Source organism: Vibrio sp. 10N.247.310.17 (genome assembly GCF_041466605.1).
GTDB classification, from domain to species: domain Bacteria; phylum Pseudomonadota; class Gammaproteobacteria; order Enterobacterales; family Vibrionaceae; genus Vibrio; species Vibrio tasmaniensis_A.
In genome coordinates this window covers 1-18,735 of the sequence record NZ_JBFSTC010000080.1, presented here as the reverse complement: position 1 = coordinate 18,735, position 18,735 = coordinate 1, and the positions used below count along the sequence as shown (strand labels likewise).

General features: G+C 43.3%; 14 protein-coding genes and 1 pseudogene. 12 read left to right on the top strand and 3 right to left on the bottom strand.

Annotated features, from left to right (window positions below; all coding sequences use genetic code 11):
* The first annotated feature begins 57 nt into the window (after positions 1–57).
* Positions 58–552, top strand: coding sequence for an outer membrane beta-barrel protein (locus AB6D80_RS18825; RefSeq protein WP_009847008.1), 495 nt, complete (start codon positions 58–60; stop codon positions 550–552).
* Positions 553–715: 163 nt separating this feature from the next.
* Here the strand turns inward: AB6D80_RS18825 and AB6D80_RS18820 are convergent, their stop codons facing one another.
* Entirely contained in the window at positions 716–1,492 is a 777-nt protein-coding gene (locus AB6D80_RS18820) for a hypothetical protein (RefSeq protein WP_102249803.1), read from the bottom strand.
* Positions 1,413–2,204, bottom strand: a complete 792-nt coding sequence (locus AB6D80_RS18815; protein ID WP_371702423.1) for a hypothetical protein — start codon at positions 2,202–2,204, stop codon at positions 1,413–1,415. Before AB6D80_RS18815 ends, AB6D80_RS18820 begins: the two co-directional genes overlap by 80 nt.
* Positions 2,205–2,411: 207 nt before the next feature.
* Between AB6D80_RS18815 and AB6D80_RS18810 the strand changes: the two genes are divergently transcribed.
* The 8 genes from AB6D80_RS18810 (at position 2,412) to pheT (ending at position 13,513) form a co-directional block, all read left to right on the top strand.
* Positions 2,412–2,594, top strand: a complete 183-nt coding sequence (locus AB6D80_RS18810; RefSeq protein WP_371702422.1) for a hypothetical protein — start codon at positions 2,412–2,414, stop codon at positions 2,592–2,594.
* A 223-nt stretch (positions 2,595–2,817) separates the two neighbouring features.
* The gene (locus AB6D80_RS18805; RefSeq protein WP_009847004.1) at positions 2,818–3,603 is read left to right on the top strand and encodes a TetR/AcrR family transcriptional regulator; all 786 of its coding nucleotides are present in this window, start codon (positions 2,818–2,820) and stop codon (positions 3,601–3,603) included.
* A 120-nt stretch (positions 3,604–3,723) separates the two neighbouring features.
* Positions 3,724–6,288, top strand: coding sequence for an RND family transporter (locus AB6D80_RS18800; protein WP_372189260.1), 2,565 nt, complete (start codon positions 3,724–3,726; stop codon positions 6,286–6,288).
* Positions 6,289–6,332: 44 nt separating this feature from the next.
* A complete protein-coding gene (locus AB6D80_RS18795; RefSeq protein WP_017099753.1) occupies positions 6,333–7,154 on the top strand; it encodes an outer membrane lipoprotein-sorting protein in 822 nt (273 codons plus the stop codon).
* 9 nt (positions 7,155–7,163) lie between these two features.
* Entirely contained in the window at positions 7,164–8,396 is a 1,233-nt protein-coding gene (locus AB6D80_RS18790; RefSeq protein ID WP_371707714.1) for a hypothetical protein, read from the top strand.
* A 270-nt stretch (positions 8,397–8,666) separates the two neighbouring features.
* On the top strand, positions 8,667–9,776 hold the full coding sequence (locus AB6D80_RS18785; protein ID WP_372189258.1) for a GGDEF domain-containing protein: 1,110 nt from the start codon (positions 8,667–8,669) through the stop codon (positions 9,774–9,776).
* A 311-nt stretch (positions 9,777–10,087) separates the two neighbouring features.
* Complete coding sequence (gene pheS, locus AB6D80_RS18780; RefSeq protein WP_004734764.1) at positions 10,088–11,071, top strand: phenylalanine--tRNA ligase subunit alpha; 984 nt, start codon at positions 10,088–10,090, stop codon at positions 11,069–11,071.
* A gap of 18 nt (positions 11,072–11,089) precedes the next feature.
* A complete protein-coding gene (gene pheT / locus AB6D80_RS18775; RefSeq protein ID WP_372189256.1) occupies positions 11,090–13,513 on the top strand; it encodes a phenylalanine--tRNA ligase subunit beta in 2,424 nt (807 codons plus the stop codon).
* 196 nt (positions 13,514–13,709) lie between these two features.
* Here the strand turns inward: pheT and AB6D80_RS18770 are convergent, their stop codons facing one another.
* Positions 13,710–14,822, bottom strand: coding sequence for an N-6 DNA methylase (locus AB6D80_RS18770; protein ID WP_372189254.1), 1,113 nt, complete (start codon positions 14,820–14,822; stop codon positions 13,710–13,712).
* Between the two features lie 71 nt (positions 14,823–14,893).
* On the opposite strand from AB6D80_RS18770, the gene AB6D80_RS18765 reads away from it, so the two are divergent.
* The 3 genes and pseudogenes from AB6D80_RS18765 to AB6D80_RS18755 form a co-directional block, all read left to right on the top strand.
* Positions 14,894–16,591 (top strand): zinc ribbon domain-containing protein, encoded by a 1,698-nt coding sequence (locus AB6D80_RS18765; protein ID WP_372189252.1) that lies wholly within the window; start codon positions 14,894–14,896, stop codon positions 16,589–16,591.
* The gene (locus AB6D80_RS18760; RefSeq protein ID WP_372189251.1) at positions 16,591–17,484 is read left to right on the top strand and encodes a hypothetical protein; all 894 of its coding nucleotides are present in this window, start codon (positions 16,591–16,593) and stop codon (positions 17,482–17,484) included. The genes AB6D80_RS18765 and AB6D80_RS18760 overlap by 1 nt, the downstream gene beginning before the upstream one ends.
* A gap of 278 nt (positions 17,485–17,762) precedes the next feature.
* Positions 17,763–18,632: pseudogene (locus AB6D80_RS18755) on the top strand (alpha/beta fold hydrolase); the annotation flags it as partial.
* Positions 18,633–18,735: the final 103 nt, after the last annotated feature.

Below are 18,735 nucleotides of genomic sequence, written 5' to 3'. Positions count from 1 at the left end.
ACTTGGTGGCAATTCATTACCACGCAAGGCCTGCCAACAGGACGAAAAAGGTCGAATATGAAAAAAACGTTATTGGCTCTAGCACTGCTAGGTGCATCTTCAACAGCGATGGCTGATTCTTGGTTGTACGGCGGCGCAATGGGTGGTCAAAACTCATTAGGTAATCAAGAAGAGACAGCGATGGGTATCCACGTGGGTACGGGCATCCTTCCATTTATTGGTGTTGAAGCGGGTTACTGGGATCTAGGTTCTTTCGACAGTGTTAAATACGGCAACCAAACACTGACTAAACTAGACGCAAGCACAACTTACCTAGCAATCAAACCAAGCATCGACTTTGGTCCTCTTCACGTATACGCGAAGGGTGGTCTTCACTCTTACGAGCTTAAAGCGAACGGCTTCAAGCAAGACGAAGTTGATATCATGTACGGTGTAGGCGCAGAATACTTCATCTTTGGCCCACTATCTGTAGGCGCTAGCTACCAAAACTTCAACATGAAAGATGACGACTCAGGCGTTTTCTCTCTAAACGCAACTATCCACCTACTGTAATTAGTCAGTAAGGCGATCGTAAAAAGCGGTCGGATAATTGTTTGATGGGTTAATAAAGCTCATAAAAAATGCCAGCTTGATAGCTGGCATTTTTGTATCTATTGACCGGGTAATCTTGACGGTATTTTCTGACCGTAGACCGTAGACCGTAGACCGTAGAAGGCTACTTTTTACTGTTTAGAATTTTCTGAATTCTTGGGTTAATCGCTTTGCCGTGTTGGCTTTCGTACTCTTCACGTTTTAAATCGTTTAGGTTCTTTACGGAGTTAGCAGCAAGGAGGAACTGCGGTAATTCAGTTTCTAGCATGCCTTTCTCATCTAAACGTTTTGCTTCCAAATAGTACTTCTTAAACAGGCCATCAAGCTTGTTTTCAGCGGTGCGTTTCAAGTCGTACAGCTTGTTTTGGATAAGCCACTTTTCAATGTTGTTAACAGCTGTGCGTGACAACACACGAATGCGGCTATCAAGCAGCTCTTCTTCTGTTAATGAATCCTTTAGAATCCAAAGCTCACCCATTTGCGGCGGCCAACTATTGCCAAGTTGAATACGTTCATGACAGTGCATTAGCACGCGGTTAAGGCCGTCTGAGTCAACAGAGTGGGCAAACTCAAGAAACTTACCGCTTGGTTCACTACCGTATTGGTATTCCCACTGAGTTTCGTACACGCTCAAGAAAGAACCGAACACATGGATACACCAATCGGTCAGCTCTAATTCTGCTGGATCTTGGTCAACAACAGGCACTTGTTGAGACGAACCCGTGCTAGCAGCATTGGGTGTCGCTACTTCAGTGCTCTGTGCTTCAATAACTTCAGGTATTATTGAGCCTGTAGAGTCAGGAACAACAGGTGAAGCTGGCTCAGAAGGTTGGCTTTTTGCCTTTTTGAATGAGCTGCTGCCTGAAGCGTTCAGATGGGCTAAGCTTTTGTCTATACCCATTTCCTTGAGCTTGTCCTGCATTTCCTGAATATTGAGAGGTCTTCTGCTGTTGTTGTCTTTCATTTTGCTTCTCGTTAACTAGCCAGTACTGCAGCTTGGATTCAATCCGAGATAGTGGCATTAATTCATTGGCTTTGGCTTTATACCAGAGGACAAATTTCTTCCATACTAAACTATGGTCACCGGTCAAACCGGAGAATTTAAACGCACGTTCTGCCCATGATGGTATCTCTTCTTCGTTGAGATCATGAGTAGAGACGGTGTTGCTGTTCATTGAGCCTCGGCCTTGTGGGCGAGGGGCATGCTGCATGTGTTGCATCGGTGCCGGAGCAGGCTGAAACTTGGGTGCAGGTGCAGGTGCAGGTGCAGGTGCAGGTGCAGGTGCCGTAGAGTAGACAGGAATACTGTTGGTCGGTTGAACCTCAATGTGCGCCGTAGCTTGCTCTTGCTCAATGAGCATTTTGAAAACGTGAATCTCTTTTTGATCTCGATAATCTACTTTTACCTTATCGAGAAAACCTTGGTCGACTAAACACTTAAGGCAGTCGGCTAAACCAAACGTAGAGAGAGCACAAAGTTGACCTGCTGTTTGTAAGCACACATTGGTGTAGCCGAATTCGTCAGCACCGTCTGCAAGCATCAATAAAACAAGCTTTTCTGCTGGGCTAGAAGTATTCACTTGCCAAGCTAAATAAGAATATTTGGCGCTCAATATCGTGTTCTCAAAAAAGGTAAGTCGTTGTCACTATTGTAAGTCACCCCTTACCTAATTTATAGCAACTTAGTAGAAAACGGCATTAGTAAGCCAAATATTAACCATAAGGAGAGGTCTGCACCAAAAAGTGAACCTGAACTCACTCATTCTCGTGGTTTACGTACCCCTCCATTCGGCTCGAATAGCTGACTGTCCTAAACCATCATGCTCTATTTAGATGAAGACAGCGTAATGGGCTTGTATTGGTTTCGCCAAACTAAGGCGCTTCTTCCTGCGTTGGTTAGTGATGTTGCGTTGGTTAGTGATGCTGCGTTGGTTATTGATCTTATGTTGGTTACTGATGCTATGCCAGTTAATGACGGCAGGCTGGTGAGTAACGCGATGTGATTATTGATGGTTTTCACATCCATTCATAACGTGAATTTAATTTTATGAAACACCTTGATGTGGTCAATATTTGCGCTATTATGACGATAAGTCATAAATGACGAAGCGTCACAAAATGGTTAACTACATGAATTTACTATTCGTGTTAATATATTGGATAGGAGCGTTTTAAATACTGGCGAAGCTTAGATGATAGCTAAGCTCAAATACGGACTGAGAAATTATGTTTGGCTTTGGTTGTAAAGGCGATAAACAAGGTATCTTTGGTTGCAAAGGCGTGTTGTCTAAAAAGCAGCAGTCTATAGCAGACCGAGAAGTAGAATTGATGTTGTTAGCAAAAGATCTGGTTCGAGAACAAGGGTTCGGAAACCTCACGATGGATAGGCTAACGGCAGCAAGTTCTTATTCTAAAGGTACGATATACAATCACTTTTGCAGCAAAGAAGACGTGGTTTTAGCCTTGTGTATTCACTCTTTAAAGACCGAGGCATTAATGTTTGCTCGCTCTGGAGAGTTTGAAGGCAACACACGTGAAAAGATTGTCGCACTGCACGTTGCTTACCGAATCTATGCTCGCATGGAACCGGTACTATCAACCTGTGCGATCATGGCGAAAAGCCCGTGGGTACTAGAGAAAGCGTCTAGTGCACGTGTAACCGAGATGAATGAACTGGAAGAGTTGGTGATTGAACAAGCCGATTCAATGGTAAACCGAGCAGTAGAAGCCGGTGACCTTAAGTTCTCTTCTGGTGTGGGTTCAGATGCCATCGTGTTTGCTAACTGGTCAATCGCATTTGGTTCAAATGCCTTGTCACAGAACGCATCAAACAGTCATTGTATTAAGCGGTTACAAGACCCGTATTCAGTATTACACAACGCGAACATGCTACTAGACGGCCTAAATTGGCAGCCCCTTTCTAGCGATTGGGATTACCGCAAAACCTGGCGCCGTGTAGAACAAGAACTGTTCAGTGAAGAAGTCGCTTACCTAGAGTCAGTAGGTCGATAAGCTTCCATTAAGCCCACTCGTGTGGGTTTATTAATAACCATTAGTGACGATTCGTCATAAACTTAAGTTTGCCTAGTGTGGTTTTGGTTTTCTTGAGTGTATGACTAAGAATTGTGTCTTTTGTCAGCTCCGGCTGGCTTTTTAAGACACAACTATGACGAATCGTCACAAATGGAGACTGTGATGGAACATGACAGCCAGAAGCCCGCTTTCGAGCAGCAAAATCGAGATAACCGTAATGTTGATAGCGTAAACGGGGATCTAAATAACAGTTGGCACTCAATACCGACCAAGCGTTCGTTTATCGTTCTGCTGGTGGTTTTTTCAATCATCATTCTCTCTGCATTAGGGGCTAAGAACCTTTACTTTAGAGGGGACTACAACATCTTCTTCGAAGGCACCAACAAACAGTTGATGGCGTTCGACGAAATCCAAACTACCTTTGCGAAAACCGACAACCTCGCGATTGTCGTCGCGCCTGAAGGCGGCAATGTCTTCACCCCAGAAACCCTCACCTTAATTCAAAACCTCACGGTCGATGCGTGGCAGATCCCGTACTCAAGCCGTGTTGATTCGCTGGCCAATTATCAGCATACCGAAGCCGTTGAAGATGACCTCTTAGTGGAAGACCTTCTTTACGAAGAATACGAGCACACACCAGAGCGAATCGCCAAAGTAAAACAGATCGCGCTCAACGAACCACTGCTTAAGAATGCATTGGTGTCGGCCTCTGGCGATGTGACCATTGTTAACGTCACCGTGCAATTGCCTGAAGTGGACAAAACCGCCGAAGTGCAAGAAGTGATCGCGGCCATCAATACTATGATCGCCAAGTACCAAGCCGATTACCCGAGCGTCGAATTCCATAAAGCGGGCATCATTGCCATGAACAACGCGTTTATGATGTCGGCTCAAGAAGACAGCTCAACACTCGTGCCGTTAATGCTGTTGGTGGTATTGGTGTTCCTGACCTTTATGTTGCGCTCGTTCTTTAGCGTGGTGGCTACCTTAGTTGTGATTATCTCTTCGATTGTTGCGACCATGGGTTTGTCTGGCTGGGCAGGGATGTTCCTCAGCACCGCAGCGGTCAACGTTCCAACCTTAGTACTAACCCTTGCCGTTGCTGATTGTGTTCACGTGATTGTGACCATGAGACAAGCCATGCAGCGCGGGATGGAGAAAGCACAAGCCATTCAATACAGCATCAAGCTTAATGCGATGCCGATCTTAATTACTTCTGTCACCACCGCGATTGGTTTCTTGATGATGAACATGTCGGATTCTCCAGTATTGCGAGACTTCGGTAACTTGTCGGCATTGGGCGTGCTCATCGCATGTTTCCTCTCTGTGACTATGCTGCCTGCGCTGTTAAAACTATTGCCAGTGAAGACCTTGCCAGCGAACTTATCTACGCAAGGAAAAGGGGCGGCACAAAACAAAGTCACTTTCATGGATAGACTGGGCGACTTTGTGGTGACCAACCGCAAAGCTCTGCTGCCTATTTCGACTCTAGTGATTGTGGGTGCAGCCGCGTTAATTCCATTGAACAAAGTGAATGATGAATCGGTGAAGTATTTCGATACCTCAAGCGAATTCAGACAAGCAGCCGATTTCATGGAAGAGACGGTAAGCGGCATGACGACCATCAGTATTGCGGTGAAAACCAACGAGTCTCAAGCGATTGCTGACCCTGTGTTCTTGCAAGCGATTGGCGACTTTACTGAATGGCTACGCGTTCAACCAGAAACCGACCATGTCGCCACGCTTTCCGATGTTTACATGCGTTTGAATAAGAACATGCATGGCGATGACGATAGCTATTATCAACTGCCGCTTAACCGTGAACTTGCCGCGCAATACCTGCTGCTTTACGAAATGTCTTTGCCGTATGGCTTGGACTTGAACAACCAGATCAACGTCGATAAGTCATCGATCAAAATGGTACTCACGGTCGACAACCTAGGCAGTGTGGAATTGGTAGAACTCGAAGAGCGCATTTACTCATGGTTTGCAGCTAATGCACCTCAGTATGAAGTGGTCGCGTCGAGCCCATCACTGATGTTTGCTCACATTGGCGAAACCAACATGGCGAGCATGTTATCAACTTTGCCTATCACCTTAGTGCTTATCTCTGGCTTGATGATCTTTGCATTGCGCTCAGTTCGCTTAGGCATGATTAGCCTAGTACCAAACATTGCCCCGGCGATTATTGGCTTTGGTTTGTGGGCGTTGATCTCTGGTGAAATCAACTTGGGTTTGTCAGTCGTGGTCACGCTCACACTGGGTATCGTTGTCGATGATGCAGTGCACTTTTTGAGTAAATACCAACGCGCCAGAATGGAAGGGAAATCAGCAGAAGAAGCCGTTCGTTACGCCTTCCACACTGTTGGCCGCGCACTGTGGATCACCACGGTTGTGCTTGTGGCTGGTTTCTCTGTACTGGCGATGTCGAGCTTTAGACTCAATTCCGACATGGGCTTACTCAGTGCGATTGTGATTTTCATTGCGCTAGTAGTCGACTTCATCTTGCTACCGAGCTTACTGATGATCTTCGACAAACAGACGCACTATGCAGATAAACCTCAGCACGAATCAGAGCTATCTAAAGCCGAGTTATCTAAAACAGAGCTATCTAAAACAGCGCAAGCTAACCCAGCTGGCGAACTGACTACGTCGTCCAAATAAGGAATCGTCAGCCTGCTGCGGTGGGCTGACTCAAGGAGAAATTTATGAAAAGCGCTAAACAATCATTCGTTACCACATTACTTTCCGTCAGCTCATTAACCGTCGGCACGTTAACAGTAGGCACATTCGCAGCTTTCCCTACGTTAGCCGACCCCGCGAAAGGCCTAGAGATTGCCGAACAACGTAAAGCCGTTGATATGGGGTGGGGCGATTCTGTCGCGACCATGGAAATGCTACTTCGCAACAAACAGGGCGAAAGCAGCACCCGCCTAATGCGATTGAAGTCGTTAGAAGTGGATGACGATGGTGATAAAGGGCTGACGATTTTTGATGAGCCGCGTGACGTAAAAGGCACGGCTTTCTTAAACCATTCACACATCACTAAATCGGATGACCAATGGTTGTATCTGCCTGCATTGAAACGTGTAAAACGGATCTCTTCACGCAACAAATCGGGCCCGTTTATGGGCAGTGAATTTGCTTACGAAGACTTAAGCTCGTTTGAGCTAGAAAAGTACACCTTCAACTACATTGAAGACGCCAAAATTGAAGGTGTTGATACCTTTGTTTTAGAGCAAGTACCGACCGATAAAAACTCTGGCTACACCATGCAGAAAGTATGGCTAGACCAACAATATTACCGCCCCGTTCAAGTGGAGTTTTACGACCGTAAAGGCGCATTGTTGAAAACCCTGTCATTCCAAGACTACAAACAATACCTAAACCAATACTGGCGCGCGCACACTATGTCGATGCAAAACCACCAAACAGGCAAAAGTACGGTATTAACCACGACAGATTTAGCGTTCCAGACCGGTCTTAAGGACAAGGACTTTCAAAAAAACACACTTAAACGTGCAAAGTAAGGCAAGAATATGAAAAGGATTGTGTTAACAGGAACGCAGTTATCTTTAACCTTGGCGGCGACAGTTGGGCTAATGCAAGTGTCGTTGCCATGTGTGGCGGGTGGTTTTAGCTCCGAGTTCGTAGAACAGATTAGTCCGGAACTCGCAGGGCAGATTAACCTTGAACACAGGCAGTTCTTTAGTGACGGTTTGCAAGGGCAAGATAAAGGACAAAGCTCACTGGTGTTGCAACCAGAGTTTTACTGGGAGCAAGAGGAGGGCAACGGCAGCTTTACCTTCACGCCGTTTTACCGCCTAGACAGCGAAGACGATGAGCGTACCCATGGAGATGTTCGTGAAGCTCTGTATCTCAATTATTGGGACGATTACGAACTGCGAGCTGGTGTAGGCAAGGTGTTTTGGGGCGTAACTGAATCGGCGCACTTGGTCGATGTGGTAAACCAAACCGATGCCATTGAATCGGTCGATGGTGAATCGAAATTGGGTCAGCCAATGGTCCACTTCACCTCGATCAAAGACTGGGGAACTATCGATGCCATGTTACTGCCGTATTTTCGTGAGCGTACCTTCGCAGGGGAAGACGGTCGCTTAAGGCCGACAGTGCCTGTATCGGACGATGCGCTTTACGAATCTTCGAGAGAAGAAAAGCACGTCGATGTGGCACTGCGTTATAGCCAAATGTACGGTGATTGGGATGTCGGTTTAAGCTACTTAGGCGGCACAAATCGCGACCCTTATTATCGTGTAGAAGGCAATGAACTCAAGCCGTATTACGCGCAAATGCAGCACTTCGGACTCGATGTGCAAGGCATTATTGGTGACTGGTTATGGAAGCTTGAAAGCATTTATCGCGACAGCTACGACAACCACACTGGCGTCGCGACAGGTTTTGAATACACATGGGTTGGGGCGCTTGAATCGTATTGGGACATTGGCTTCATTGCTGAATACCTGTATGACAGCCGAGGTAACAACGCCCAAACCATCGGCCAAAACGATGTGTTCCTTGGTGCGCGTTTCGCCTTGAACGATGAAGACGGCACCGAAGTACTTACGGGCATCACTCAAGACTTAGATAACAGCGATGTCTACAGTGCAAAGCTGGAAGCATCAAGCCGCATCAATAACAACCTCAAGTGGCGATTGAACGCTTGGTTGTTTGAGAACGAAACCCCAGAAGACTTGTTGTTCTTCGCGCGTAAGGACGACTTTGTTGAGATGGCGTTGGAATATTACTTTTAGTCTTTACAAAAAGGGATTATTTCCAACAAGTTAGCGTTTCCAAAAAGTTGGCATCTCCAAAAAGTTAATATTAGCTTCATGAGGCGTTCTTCTTAAGGGGAGCGTCTCATATTTAAGATGAGCCATATTTAGAATGTTTAACGTCGTCTTTTTATAAAGTGGATCAAACAATCAAATAGCCCCACAGGTAAGATGGTTATATTTTTCGAACCTCTATAACCTCCGCATATGAATGTAAATTGTGCTGGTGGTATCGGCCCTAAGGGATTTATGAATTCATTTAATTGGGATAAAAACTTTGAAACAGGCATTGGTGTCGTAGACGAACAACATCAATACCTTGTTGGTTTTATCAATCATTACGGAAACCTGTTGTCAGAGAATACGATCTCTATAGACGACATGAGCGTCGCTTTACTCGACCTCACACGCTATGCCGAATTTCACTTTAAAGAAGAAGAATCTTTGATGAGAGATTGCGGGCTCTATGACTTACACATTGAAGAGCACATCAAGGTGCATCGTGTGTTTATGCAAGATATCTACAGCATGCAAGCTTTCATCTTGGAAGAAGCTCAGGCGTCAGCACGTCAGCTACTGGACTTCCTGATTCATTGGCTTGCTTATCACATCCTCGGCATCGACCAAAACATGGCGCGACAAGTGGCCGCGATAGAACAGGGCGCAACACCCCTAGAAGCCTTTGAGGCAGAAGAAAAGCAGCAAGACTCGTCAACCATCCCTTTATTGGCCGCGCTTAAAGGCTTATTTGAGCAGGTCTCTGAACGCAACAAACAGTTGTTACGCTTCAACCAGTTACTCGAAGACAAAGTTGAGGAACGTACGGCAGAGTTAAAACAAGCGAATAAGAAACTTGAAGAACTGTCCTTAACAGACTCACTCACTAATTTGCCTAACCGCCGCTGCGCTTTTAAACAGTTAGCCGTGCATTGGCAAGACTCCAAAGAACTTGGCGTGCCTTTGGTGTGCATTATGATTGATGCCGACCACTTCAAACGCATTAATGACACCAGTGGCCATGATGCAGGTGATTTGGTGCTAAAAACCCTCTCGCGCGAACTGAAAAACACATTCCGCAACGATGATATTGTGTGCCGATTAGGGGGCGATGAATTCTTGGTGATTTGCCCTGATACCGATCTTAAAGGGGGTATGCACATCGCAGAAACGACTCGACAGAAAGTGTCTGAATTAGAGGTCGAAACCGGCAACCAAGCTTGGATTGGCAGCATTAGTGTCGGTGTGGCTGAAATGACCCAAGAATTCGAAACCATGAATGAATTGATTAAAGCGGCTGATGAGTCCGTTTATTTAGCGAAAAACGCGGGGAAGAACAGCGTTTGTTCGATTCAGATTTAGATCTCGATTTACTTAAGATTTAGAACCATAGCTCTCGTCAGTTTTAGCGCTCAGTTCACTTTAAATCTAAAACCTAGCTCGCTTTATTTTTTGAGCGCGATTCGCCTCCAAATTAAGGAGTGGTACCAGTAATTGTTCCACTTCTTCCTACTCCTCATTAATATCCTGTTAAATTTGCCGTGTTTTTAGTCAATAACTTGTTCTTTTAACGATTCAATTTGGCATTGGTAGCGTGTTTGATTACTATGTGTAGCTATCTAAAAAAACTAATCATCCGATACGGACACTACCAACTGGTAGATGAGGAAATGATGCAACATCTAGAAGAGATCATTGCTAATGCAACGACTGCTATTGATACAGCAGATTCGTTAGTCGCACTTGATGAAGTGCGAGTTCAGTATTTAGGTAAGAAGGGTGAATTAACTCTTCAACTACAAAGCCTAGGTAAACTTCCACCTGAAGAGCGTCGCACTGCTGGTCAAGAGATCAACAAAGCGAAAGGTGCTGTTCAACAAGCGATCGCAGCTCGCAAAGACGCACTACAACGTGCAGAGCTTGAAGCGAAACTAGCTGAAGAAACTATCGATGTGAGCCTACCAGGTCGTCGCATTGAGAACGGTGGTCTTCACCCAGTTACTCGCACAGTTGAGCGTATCGAACAGTTCTTTGGTGAGCTTGGCTTTAGCACTGAGTCTGGCCCTGAGATCGAAGATGCATTCCACAACTTTGATGCACTAAACATCGCAGACGATCACCCAGCTCGTACTGATCACGATACTTTCTTCTTCAACCCTGATCTAATGCTACGTACGCACACTTCTGGTGTTCAAATCCGTACGATGGAAAACGGCAAACCGCCATTCCGCTTCATTGCTCCGGGTCGTGTTTACCGTAACGACTACGATCAAACTCACACGCCAATGTTCCACCAAGTGGAAGGTATGTTAGTTGATGAGAACGTAAACTTCGCACAACTTAAAGGCATTCTTAACGATTTCCTTTGTAACTTCTTTGAAGAAGAGGTTGAAGTGCGTTTCCGTCCTTCATTCTTCCCGTTCACAGAGCCTTCAGCTGAAGTTGACGTGAAACGTAAAGATGGCAAATGGCTAGAAGTTCTAGGCTGTGGCATGGTTCACCCTAACGTACTTCGCTCTGTTGGCATCGACCCTGAGAAATACTCTGGTTTTGCATTCGGTATGGGTGTAGAGCGTCTAACGATGCTTCGTTACGGCGTAAATGACCTTCGTGCGTTCTTCGAGAACGACCTTCGTTTCCTTAAACAATTCAAGTAATCCGGGGCAGTCAAAACTATGAAATTCAGTGAATCTTGGCTACGCGAGTGGGTTAAACCTGCAATTAACAGCGAAGAGCTAGCTCACCAAATCACTATGGCTGGTTTGGAAGTTGACGATGTAGAACCTGTTGCTGGTGAATTCACCGGCGTTAAAGTAGGTAAAGTGGTTGAGTGCGGTCAGCACCCAGACGCAGACAAACTACAAGTTACAAAAATTGATATCGGCGCTGTTGATGCTGAAGGTAATAAAGAACTTTTAGACATCGTTTGTGGTGCATCTAACTGTCGTCTTGGCCTAACTGTAGCAGTAGCAACAGTTGGCGCAGTACTTCCTGGTGACTTCAAAATCAAGAAAGCAAAACTACGTGGCGTTCCATCGCACGGCATGCTTTGTTCTTTCTCTGAGCTAGGTATCGACGTAGAGTCTGACGGCATCCTTGAGCTGCCAGAAGGTACAACGCTAGGTATGGACGTTCGTGAGCTTCTTGAGCTTAACGACGTAACTATCGACGTAGACCTAACAGCAAACCGCGCAGACTGCTTCAGCATCCGTGGCCTTGCTCGTGAAGTTGGCGTACTAAACCGCGCAGACGTTACAGAGCCAACAGTTGAAGCTGTTGCAACAAGCATTGAAGACACAGTATCTGTTGAAATCAAAGCAACTGATGCTTGTCCACGTTACCTTGGCCGTGTGGTTAAGAACGTAAACGTGAAAGCGGAATCGCCAATCTGGATGCAAGAAAAACTGCGTCGTTGTGGTATCCGTTCAATCGACCCAGTTGTAGACATCACAAACTACGTGATGCTAGAGCAAGGCCAACCAATGCACGCATTTGATCTAGCTAAGATCGAAGGCGGTATCGTGGTTCGTCTAGCAGAGCAGGGCGAAAAGCTAACACTTCTAGATGGCAACGAAGCTGAACTAAACAGCAACACACTTGTTATCGCAGACCAAAACAAAGCACTAGCAATCGCTGGTATCTTTGGCGGTCAAGATTCAGGTGTTACGACTGAAACAACTGACGTACTTCTTGAAGCGGCATTCTTCGCTCCGGATCACATCCGTGGTCGCGCACGTGCTTACGGCCTTCACACAGATTCTTCTCTACGTTTCGAACGTGGTGTTGATTCAACGCTACAAGCAGCAGCAATGGAGCGTGCAACACAGCTTCTAGTTGAAATCTGTGGTGGTGAAGTTGCGCCAGTAAACGGCAGCGAATCTGAAGCTGATCTTCCTAAAGCAAACGTAGTTGCTCTACGTCGCGCTAAGCTAGACAGCCTACTAGGTCACGAAATCCCATCTACAGACGTAGTGGAAATTCTTACTCGCCTAGGTTGTGAAGTAGCTGTTGTTGAAGAGAGCGAGAGCACAGACGCAGGTTGGACGGCAACGTCTCCATCTTGGCGTTTTGATATCGCAATCGAGCAAGACCTAATTGAAGAAGTAGGTCGTATCTACGGTTACGATAACATTCCAAATCAAGCGCCTAAAGCGGCACTTAAAATGAATGACCACAAAGAAGCTAACCAACCGCTTAAGCGCGTTCGTGACCTTCTTGTAGACCGTGGCTACCACGAAGCAATCACATACAGCTTCGTAGAACCAGAACAGCAAAAGCTTGTTGTACCTGGTGTAGAGCCGCTAATCCTGCCATTCCCAATCTCTGCGGATATGTCAGCAATGCGTCTTGGCCTAATCCAAGGTCTTCTAAACACAGTTGTTCACAACCAGAAGCGTCAACAGTCTCGCGTTCGTCTATTCGAATCAGGCCTACGTTTCATCCCTGAAGCAACTGCTGAAAACGGCATGCGCCAAGAAATGATGCTTGCGGGCGTTATCTCTGGTACTCGTGGCGAAGAGCACTGGGATATTGCAACTAACACTGTAGATTTCTTCGATCTTAAAGGTGACCTAGAAGCCGTTCTTGAGCTTTCTGCAAACGAAATCGCATACAGCTTCAAATCGGCTAAGCACCCAGCACTTCACCCAGGTCAAACTGCGGCTATCGTAGTAGACGGCAAAGAAGTGGGTATCATTGGTACTGTTCACCCAGAACTAGAGCGTAAGTTTGGTCTTAACGGCCGCACTATCGTATTCGAAATCGAATGGGCAGCTATCAACACTCGCGTGCTTCCAGAAGCAGTAGCCGTATCTAAGTTCCCTGCAAACCGTCGTGATATCGCCGTTGTTGTTGATGAAGCAGTTGCTTCTGGCGACATCGTAGCAGCGTGTATCGCAGCGGGTGGCGAATTCCTAACAGGCGCTAAACTGTTCGACGTATACGTTGGTCAAGGCGTTGAAGAAGGTAAGAAGAGCCTAGCAATCGCACTTAGCCTACAGTCTGTAGAGCGCACACTAGAAGATGCAGACATCGCTGGTTCAGTAGATGCTATCGTAGCTTCAATCTCAGAGAAATTCGGCGCAGCACTTCGCGACTAATCTCTTCTGATAGATAGAAAAACCAAAGGCCTCGCAATTGCGAGGCCTTTTTGTACAGCAGGGTAAAAACTTGGAATTTGGTAAAGGTAGGTGCTCTGGTGAGGCTAGTATTTAATGAACTGGAAAACATCAAACAGTTCAGTATTACCACGTTGGATCTATCAAAGGAGTAAAGGTGAGCTAATAGGACGAATAACTAACCCAAGGAGAATATAAAGTCTTTAAGACTGCTTATCGATATGCTTTTGGCGCATGTTCCCTTCTGGTTGTTTAACACCCATTCTTCTTTTTTTGAAGCCCAATGAGTGATAAACCTTTCCCTAAGATCCATATCTTCAAACCTTAATACGATAATACAATCACTTATGAGAACTGACTCAGAATCTAAAAATACAGTTCTTCCTACATTTCGACCCACGCGATGAATCAGAATGTCGTCTTTGAAAGCATATTTGAAACTACTTTCTATATCATTATGAGGTGAGTAAGATATATTTGAAAGATCTTCTACATGTGCATAGTTGTGATGAAATGGCTTTCCTGATAATCGACATTCTTTACTACTATTAGAACCTCTAAATATATGGTAACCGTGTTTTTCTTTTAAATTTAAGCTGTTAAAAGTTGAGCTAATAGGTACTATTTTTCGTCTAGTCTTACTTGATGAAAGTATTAAACAGGGAATATTACTATTTAAATTGTTTGGCTTAGCTTTCTTTATGAATAAAATATATGTCTTTGCTTCTGTTTTCTTAAAGCTCTTATGTTCACATTCAATTATTTGATATAAATCATACTTAGAGAAAAGAACCTTTCTAAATTTAGAAAGCGTATGTGAAGAGAAAATAAAGTCAGGAACAATAACAGCTAATGTTGCTCCTTGTTTTAGGAAGAATAGATTTCTTAGAATGAATAATATTTCTGTTCTAATCTTTGAACTATCTTTAAACATAGAGGTAAAATCATCCCCTAATATTAATTTATAGTTTTCGTTCAGAGTTGTATAAGCAAATGGCGGATTACAAACTGCCAAGTCAAAAGAATTAGCATTGATGTTCAAATTTAAATCGAGAGCATCACTACATATGTGAATGTCTTCTGGGTACTTTTCTCTCAACTTGTCGGTGTTTTGTATGTCTAGATCTACGGTAGTAAAATAGACCGCCTGATTGAGCTCTTTGATCGGCTCGATGAGTGCACCCTCACCAGCACTTAACTCTAAACAGGACTTAACATGCTCGACGTCAAGCATTGATGCTAGTAAAAAGCTAGTGGCTTTTGATGTATAGTATTGATTTAATTCAACCACTTTCTATGATAACCTTATGAAACGACAGATTATTTTACAATATTGATTATAAATGTAAAGGAATTACTCCTATGACAGACCAGCTAGAAATAGATTTATCTTTTTTCGATAGTAGTGAGTATGAAGAAAGAGCGGATTACTTAACAAATGAGCAATTGCTTGACTGGACTGCAAATAGTGAGCACTTCCAGCATATTCAAAAAAAACTGATTCAAGTTGGATCTAAGTTAATTACTGGCCCTAGAGGTACAGGAAAAACACACCAAATGCGTTGTGCATACAACACATGTATTAATAATGAGAAGCTACCACTGCCTATATATGTAACGTTTAATCATTACTTGAGATTGGAAACATATCTTCATAATAAATCTAACGCTTTAGATATTTTTCATGCATGGGTTCTTTGCAAAATCTCGTATGATGTTATAGATAACTTTGACGTTGAGTACAATAAAGAATGTTTAAGCAAGGATAATCTATTTAACTTCATAAAAGATATGGAGAGAAATATATATAATGAAAGTTATGATGAGATTATATCAACAATCAATATATCTTTAACACAAGGTTTAATTCATCGAGCATTAGATGAGAAAGGTAGAAAAAGAGCTATTCTATTGCTCGATGATGCTGCGTTGACGTTGACTCGCGATTATATGGTTGAGTTTTTTGATATTTTTCGCAGTATTAAGTCGGTGAAAATTTCTCCTAAGGCTTCGGTCTACCCAGGTACAACACAGTACGGTCCTAGATTTCATGTTGGTCAGGATGCTGAACAAGTTTCTATTTGGATGGATGTTCAAGATAAAGACTATATCTCATTTATGAATACCATTATTGACAAAAGATTCAGAGAGCATGTAAATATAGATGAGAAGGTTTTAAATTTGTTGATGTATGCATCATTTGGAATCCCAAGAGCATATATCTCTTTGATAAGATCATATGTTGATTCGGATAGTAAAACTCAGCAACAGCGTATAAATTCAGTTATACAGTCGAGATGCGATAATATTATTCAAGAATATTTATCTATTGCTGAAAAAATAAAACAATATGGTAGTTTTATCAATGTGGGACATCGTTTTTTATTTAGCTTGATAAATTCTGTTAAAGAATTTAATTACGATAGCTACGAAAAAAAAGGTGACGGTTATCGAAAAAATATAATAGTCGGAATAGAAGATATTGATGAAAAAGCTGAGAGAATGATTAAGTTCTTAGTTGAAGCTGGCCTTCTATTTGAAATGTCAATGGTTTCACATGGGCAAGAGAGAAAACTGAGACGTTTTGTCCCACATTTAGCTCTTTTGATTAAAGAAAAGGCTTTGATAAAAAGTAGAGGATTTAATGTAGTTCAATTAGTAACTGTATTGTCTAGCCCCTCTGAAAAACATCCGATACGAAGAAAATTCAACCGGATTATTCCAGAACAATTAATAGCTGAAATTAAAATTGATTTGCCGGAATGCCCTAGTTGTGGAACTGCTAGAATCGCAGATGGACAAAAATTTTGTCATATATGCGGTAGTGAATTAGTTGACGGTTCAATATTTAAAGAATGCATGAGTAAAGAGTTGTCTGAGTTACCTTTTACTGACTTTCAGCTGAAAGTTATTAGTATATCAAAATTCAAAACAATTGAAGATGTACTTATATCTGATGATACGATTAGAGAGTTAAAAAAAGTCAAGCAGGTCGGACCAAAATATGCAGAGAAGATTGTTAATAAGATTAATGCATGGACAAATGAGTTTCTATACTAATGGCTAAAAAAGAATTTAAGTTCACATTATCAGGAACAAGAAGCACTACTACTATACGATCTCAGTCTCTATTTGACCTGTCGTATCAAGAACCAACTAAGTCGCCAATTGATATATATGAAAGTAATATGCTGTCATATAAAAAATTACTAGGGTGTTTTGTATTAGAGCCTGCAACGGGTAATTATATATCTTTGGCATCTCAAAGTAATGAAGAATGGGCTAAATTATCGAACCTTCTTATTCTTGGTTTTATATCTTCAGTTGAAAGTTATGTTCGTTGTCTTCTGAGAAAGTTACTTCTTATCGATGATGAATCTAAGACAAAAAGCTATTCACGACCTGTTACATATGGGGCTGCAATTCACCATGATAAACAACTTTTACCCGAAGCATTAATGGAGGACTGCTCATTTCACTCTGCGTACAACATTAAAGAAACGGTAAAGAGTGTTACTGGTGTTAGCTTACTTAATCTAAAACAAAACCCCGAATTAGCAACTGCATTTTCAGACTTTGATTTTATAGGTCAGTTAAGACATTGCGTTGTTCATAGGTCAGGGTTGTTTGGGTCAAATAACGCTCTATCTTTAGGTCTAGACAAGTACCATGAATATCTAGAAAAGCCAATTAAACTTGAGCTCAGTGTAGTACAAGAAGCGGCAAAGGCCTGTGATACTTTAGTAAAAGAACTCAACGATACTTTGTTTCGCGAATTTTTGAATCGAACTATTAATATTTATGATTGGAAAGGCGACTTGAGGAGTGATGCAAAATATTTTGATAAATATTTTAATGTGTTTTCTCCATTGGACAGCAGAGGTTTGAGACTGGAGTGTTATAACGAGTTTCGAAGTGTTCACAACTTACGCTACCGCAATGGTCGAAGGTAGTCTTTATCTATAATGCTAAGAGGCTCAATAAGTATATTTATTAGAGCCTTTGAATAATCTTTTGTCGAAGACTTTGATAATGGTTTTGTTATTACCAGAGTCTGCTTTTAAAACTACAAATTTCGACACGTTCCTGTTGTTATGTTACCTGCTTAATGATTCGCTTCCATCTATCAGTTTAATGTTCTTGACCTGTTTACAACTTCACACTTTATAGTGACTATATTGATTGAGAGGGGTGCTTTCTATGCTTCCTCCAAAGTAAGTAGAGAGACACTATGAAACGCTTAATTCTAAACATCACACTCTTGGTATTCATGGCACTTGGTAGTATGAATGCCATGGCCCATGATTCAACGGTTAAGTACGGTATTGCGATATCTCACGATGGTGAGCAAATTGCGTATGGCAAAAGTGGCAGTGGGGATACAGCGTTGATCTTCATTCACGGCTGGAGCTTAGACAGGAGGCTTTGGCAAAACCAAGTGAGTGAGTTTTCAAAGCAGTATCCAGTGATCACCATGGACTTAGCAGGGCACGGTAACTCATCGTTCAATCGCGAAGAATACACCATGGTTGCATTCGCTGAAGACATCAAAGCCGTAATCGAGAAAGAGAAACTCGAATCAGTCACCTTAGTCGGGCACTCCATGGCGGGTGGTGTTATTGCAGAAGCCGCTAAAATGATGCCGAAAAGAGTGAAGGGCATTATTGGTGTCGATACATCGCAAAACGTCGCACTAGCGGTTTTACAAAGCGACCTAGATGCAATGACCAAACCATTTGAAGCAGACTTCCAAGCGGGCATTACTATGTTCGTGAAAGATTCGCTACCAAAAGACGTAGACGCGGATTTACTTTATTGGGTAACGCAAGACATGGCTTCAGCACCGCCCGCTATCGCCAAAAATCAGTTCCGCCATTATCTAGGTCAATACGTGACAGGCGAAGCACACCGCGTGTATGAGAACGTGAACGTGCCAGTCATATTGGTCAACGCTCGCCTATGGCCAACCGATTCAGAAGCGAACAAGAAACACATCAAGGACTACAGCATTTATTACATTGAAGACTCTGGTCACTTCCCAATGCTTGAGCAACCACAGCAGTTCAACACAACGTTGATGAAAGCGGTGAAGTCAGTGAAAGAGGGCAGTTGTAACTGTTCGAGAGAAAAACTAAGGCCTCGCGATTGCGGTAATGCCGATCGTTTAAGAAGACTTGAACGATCTTGCAGTTAGCAGATAATCC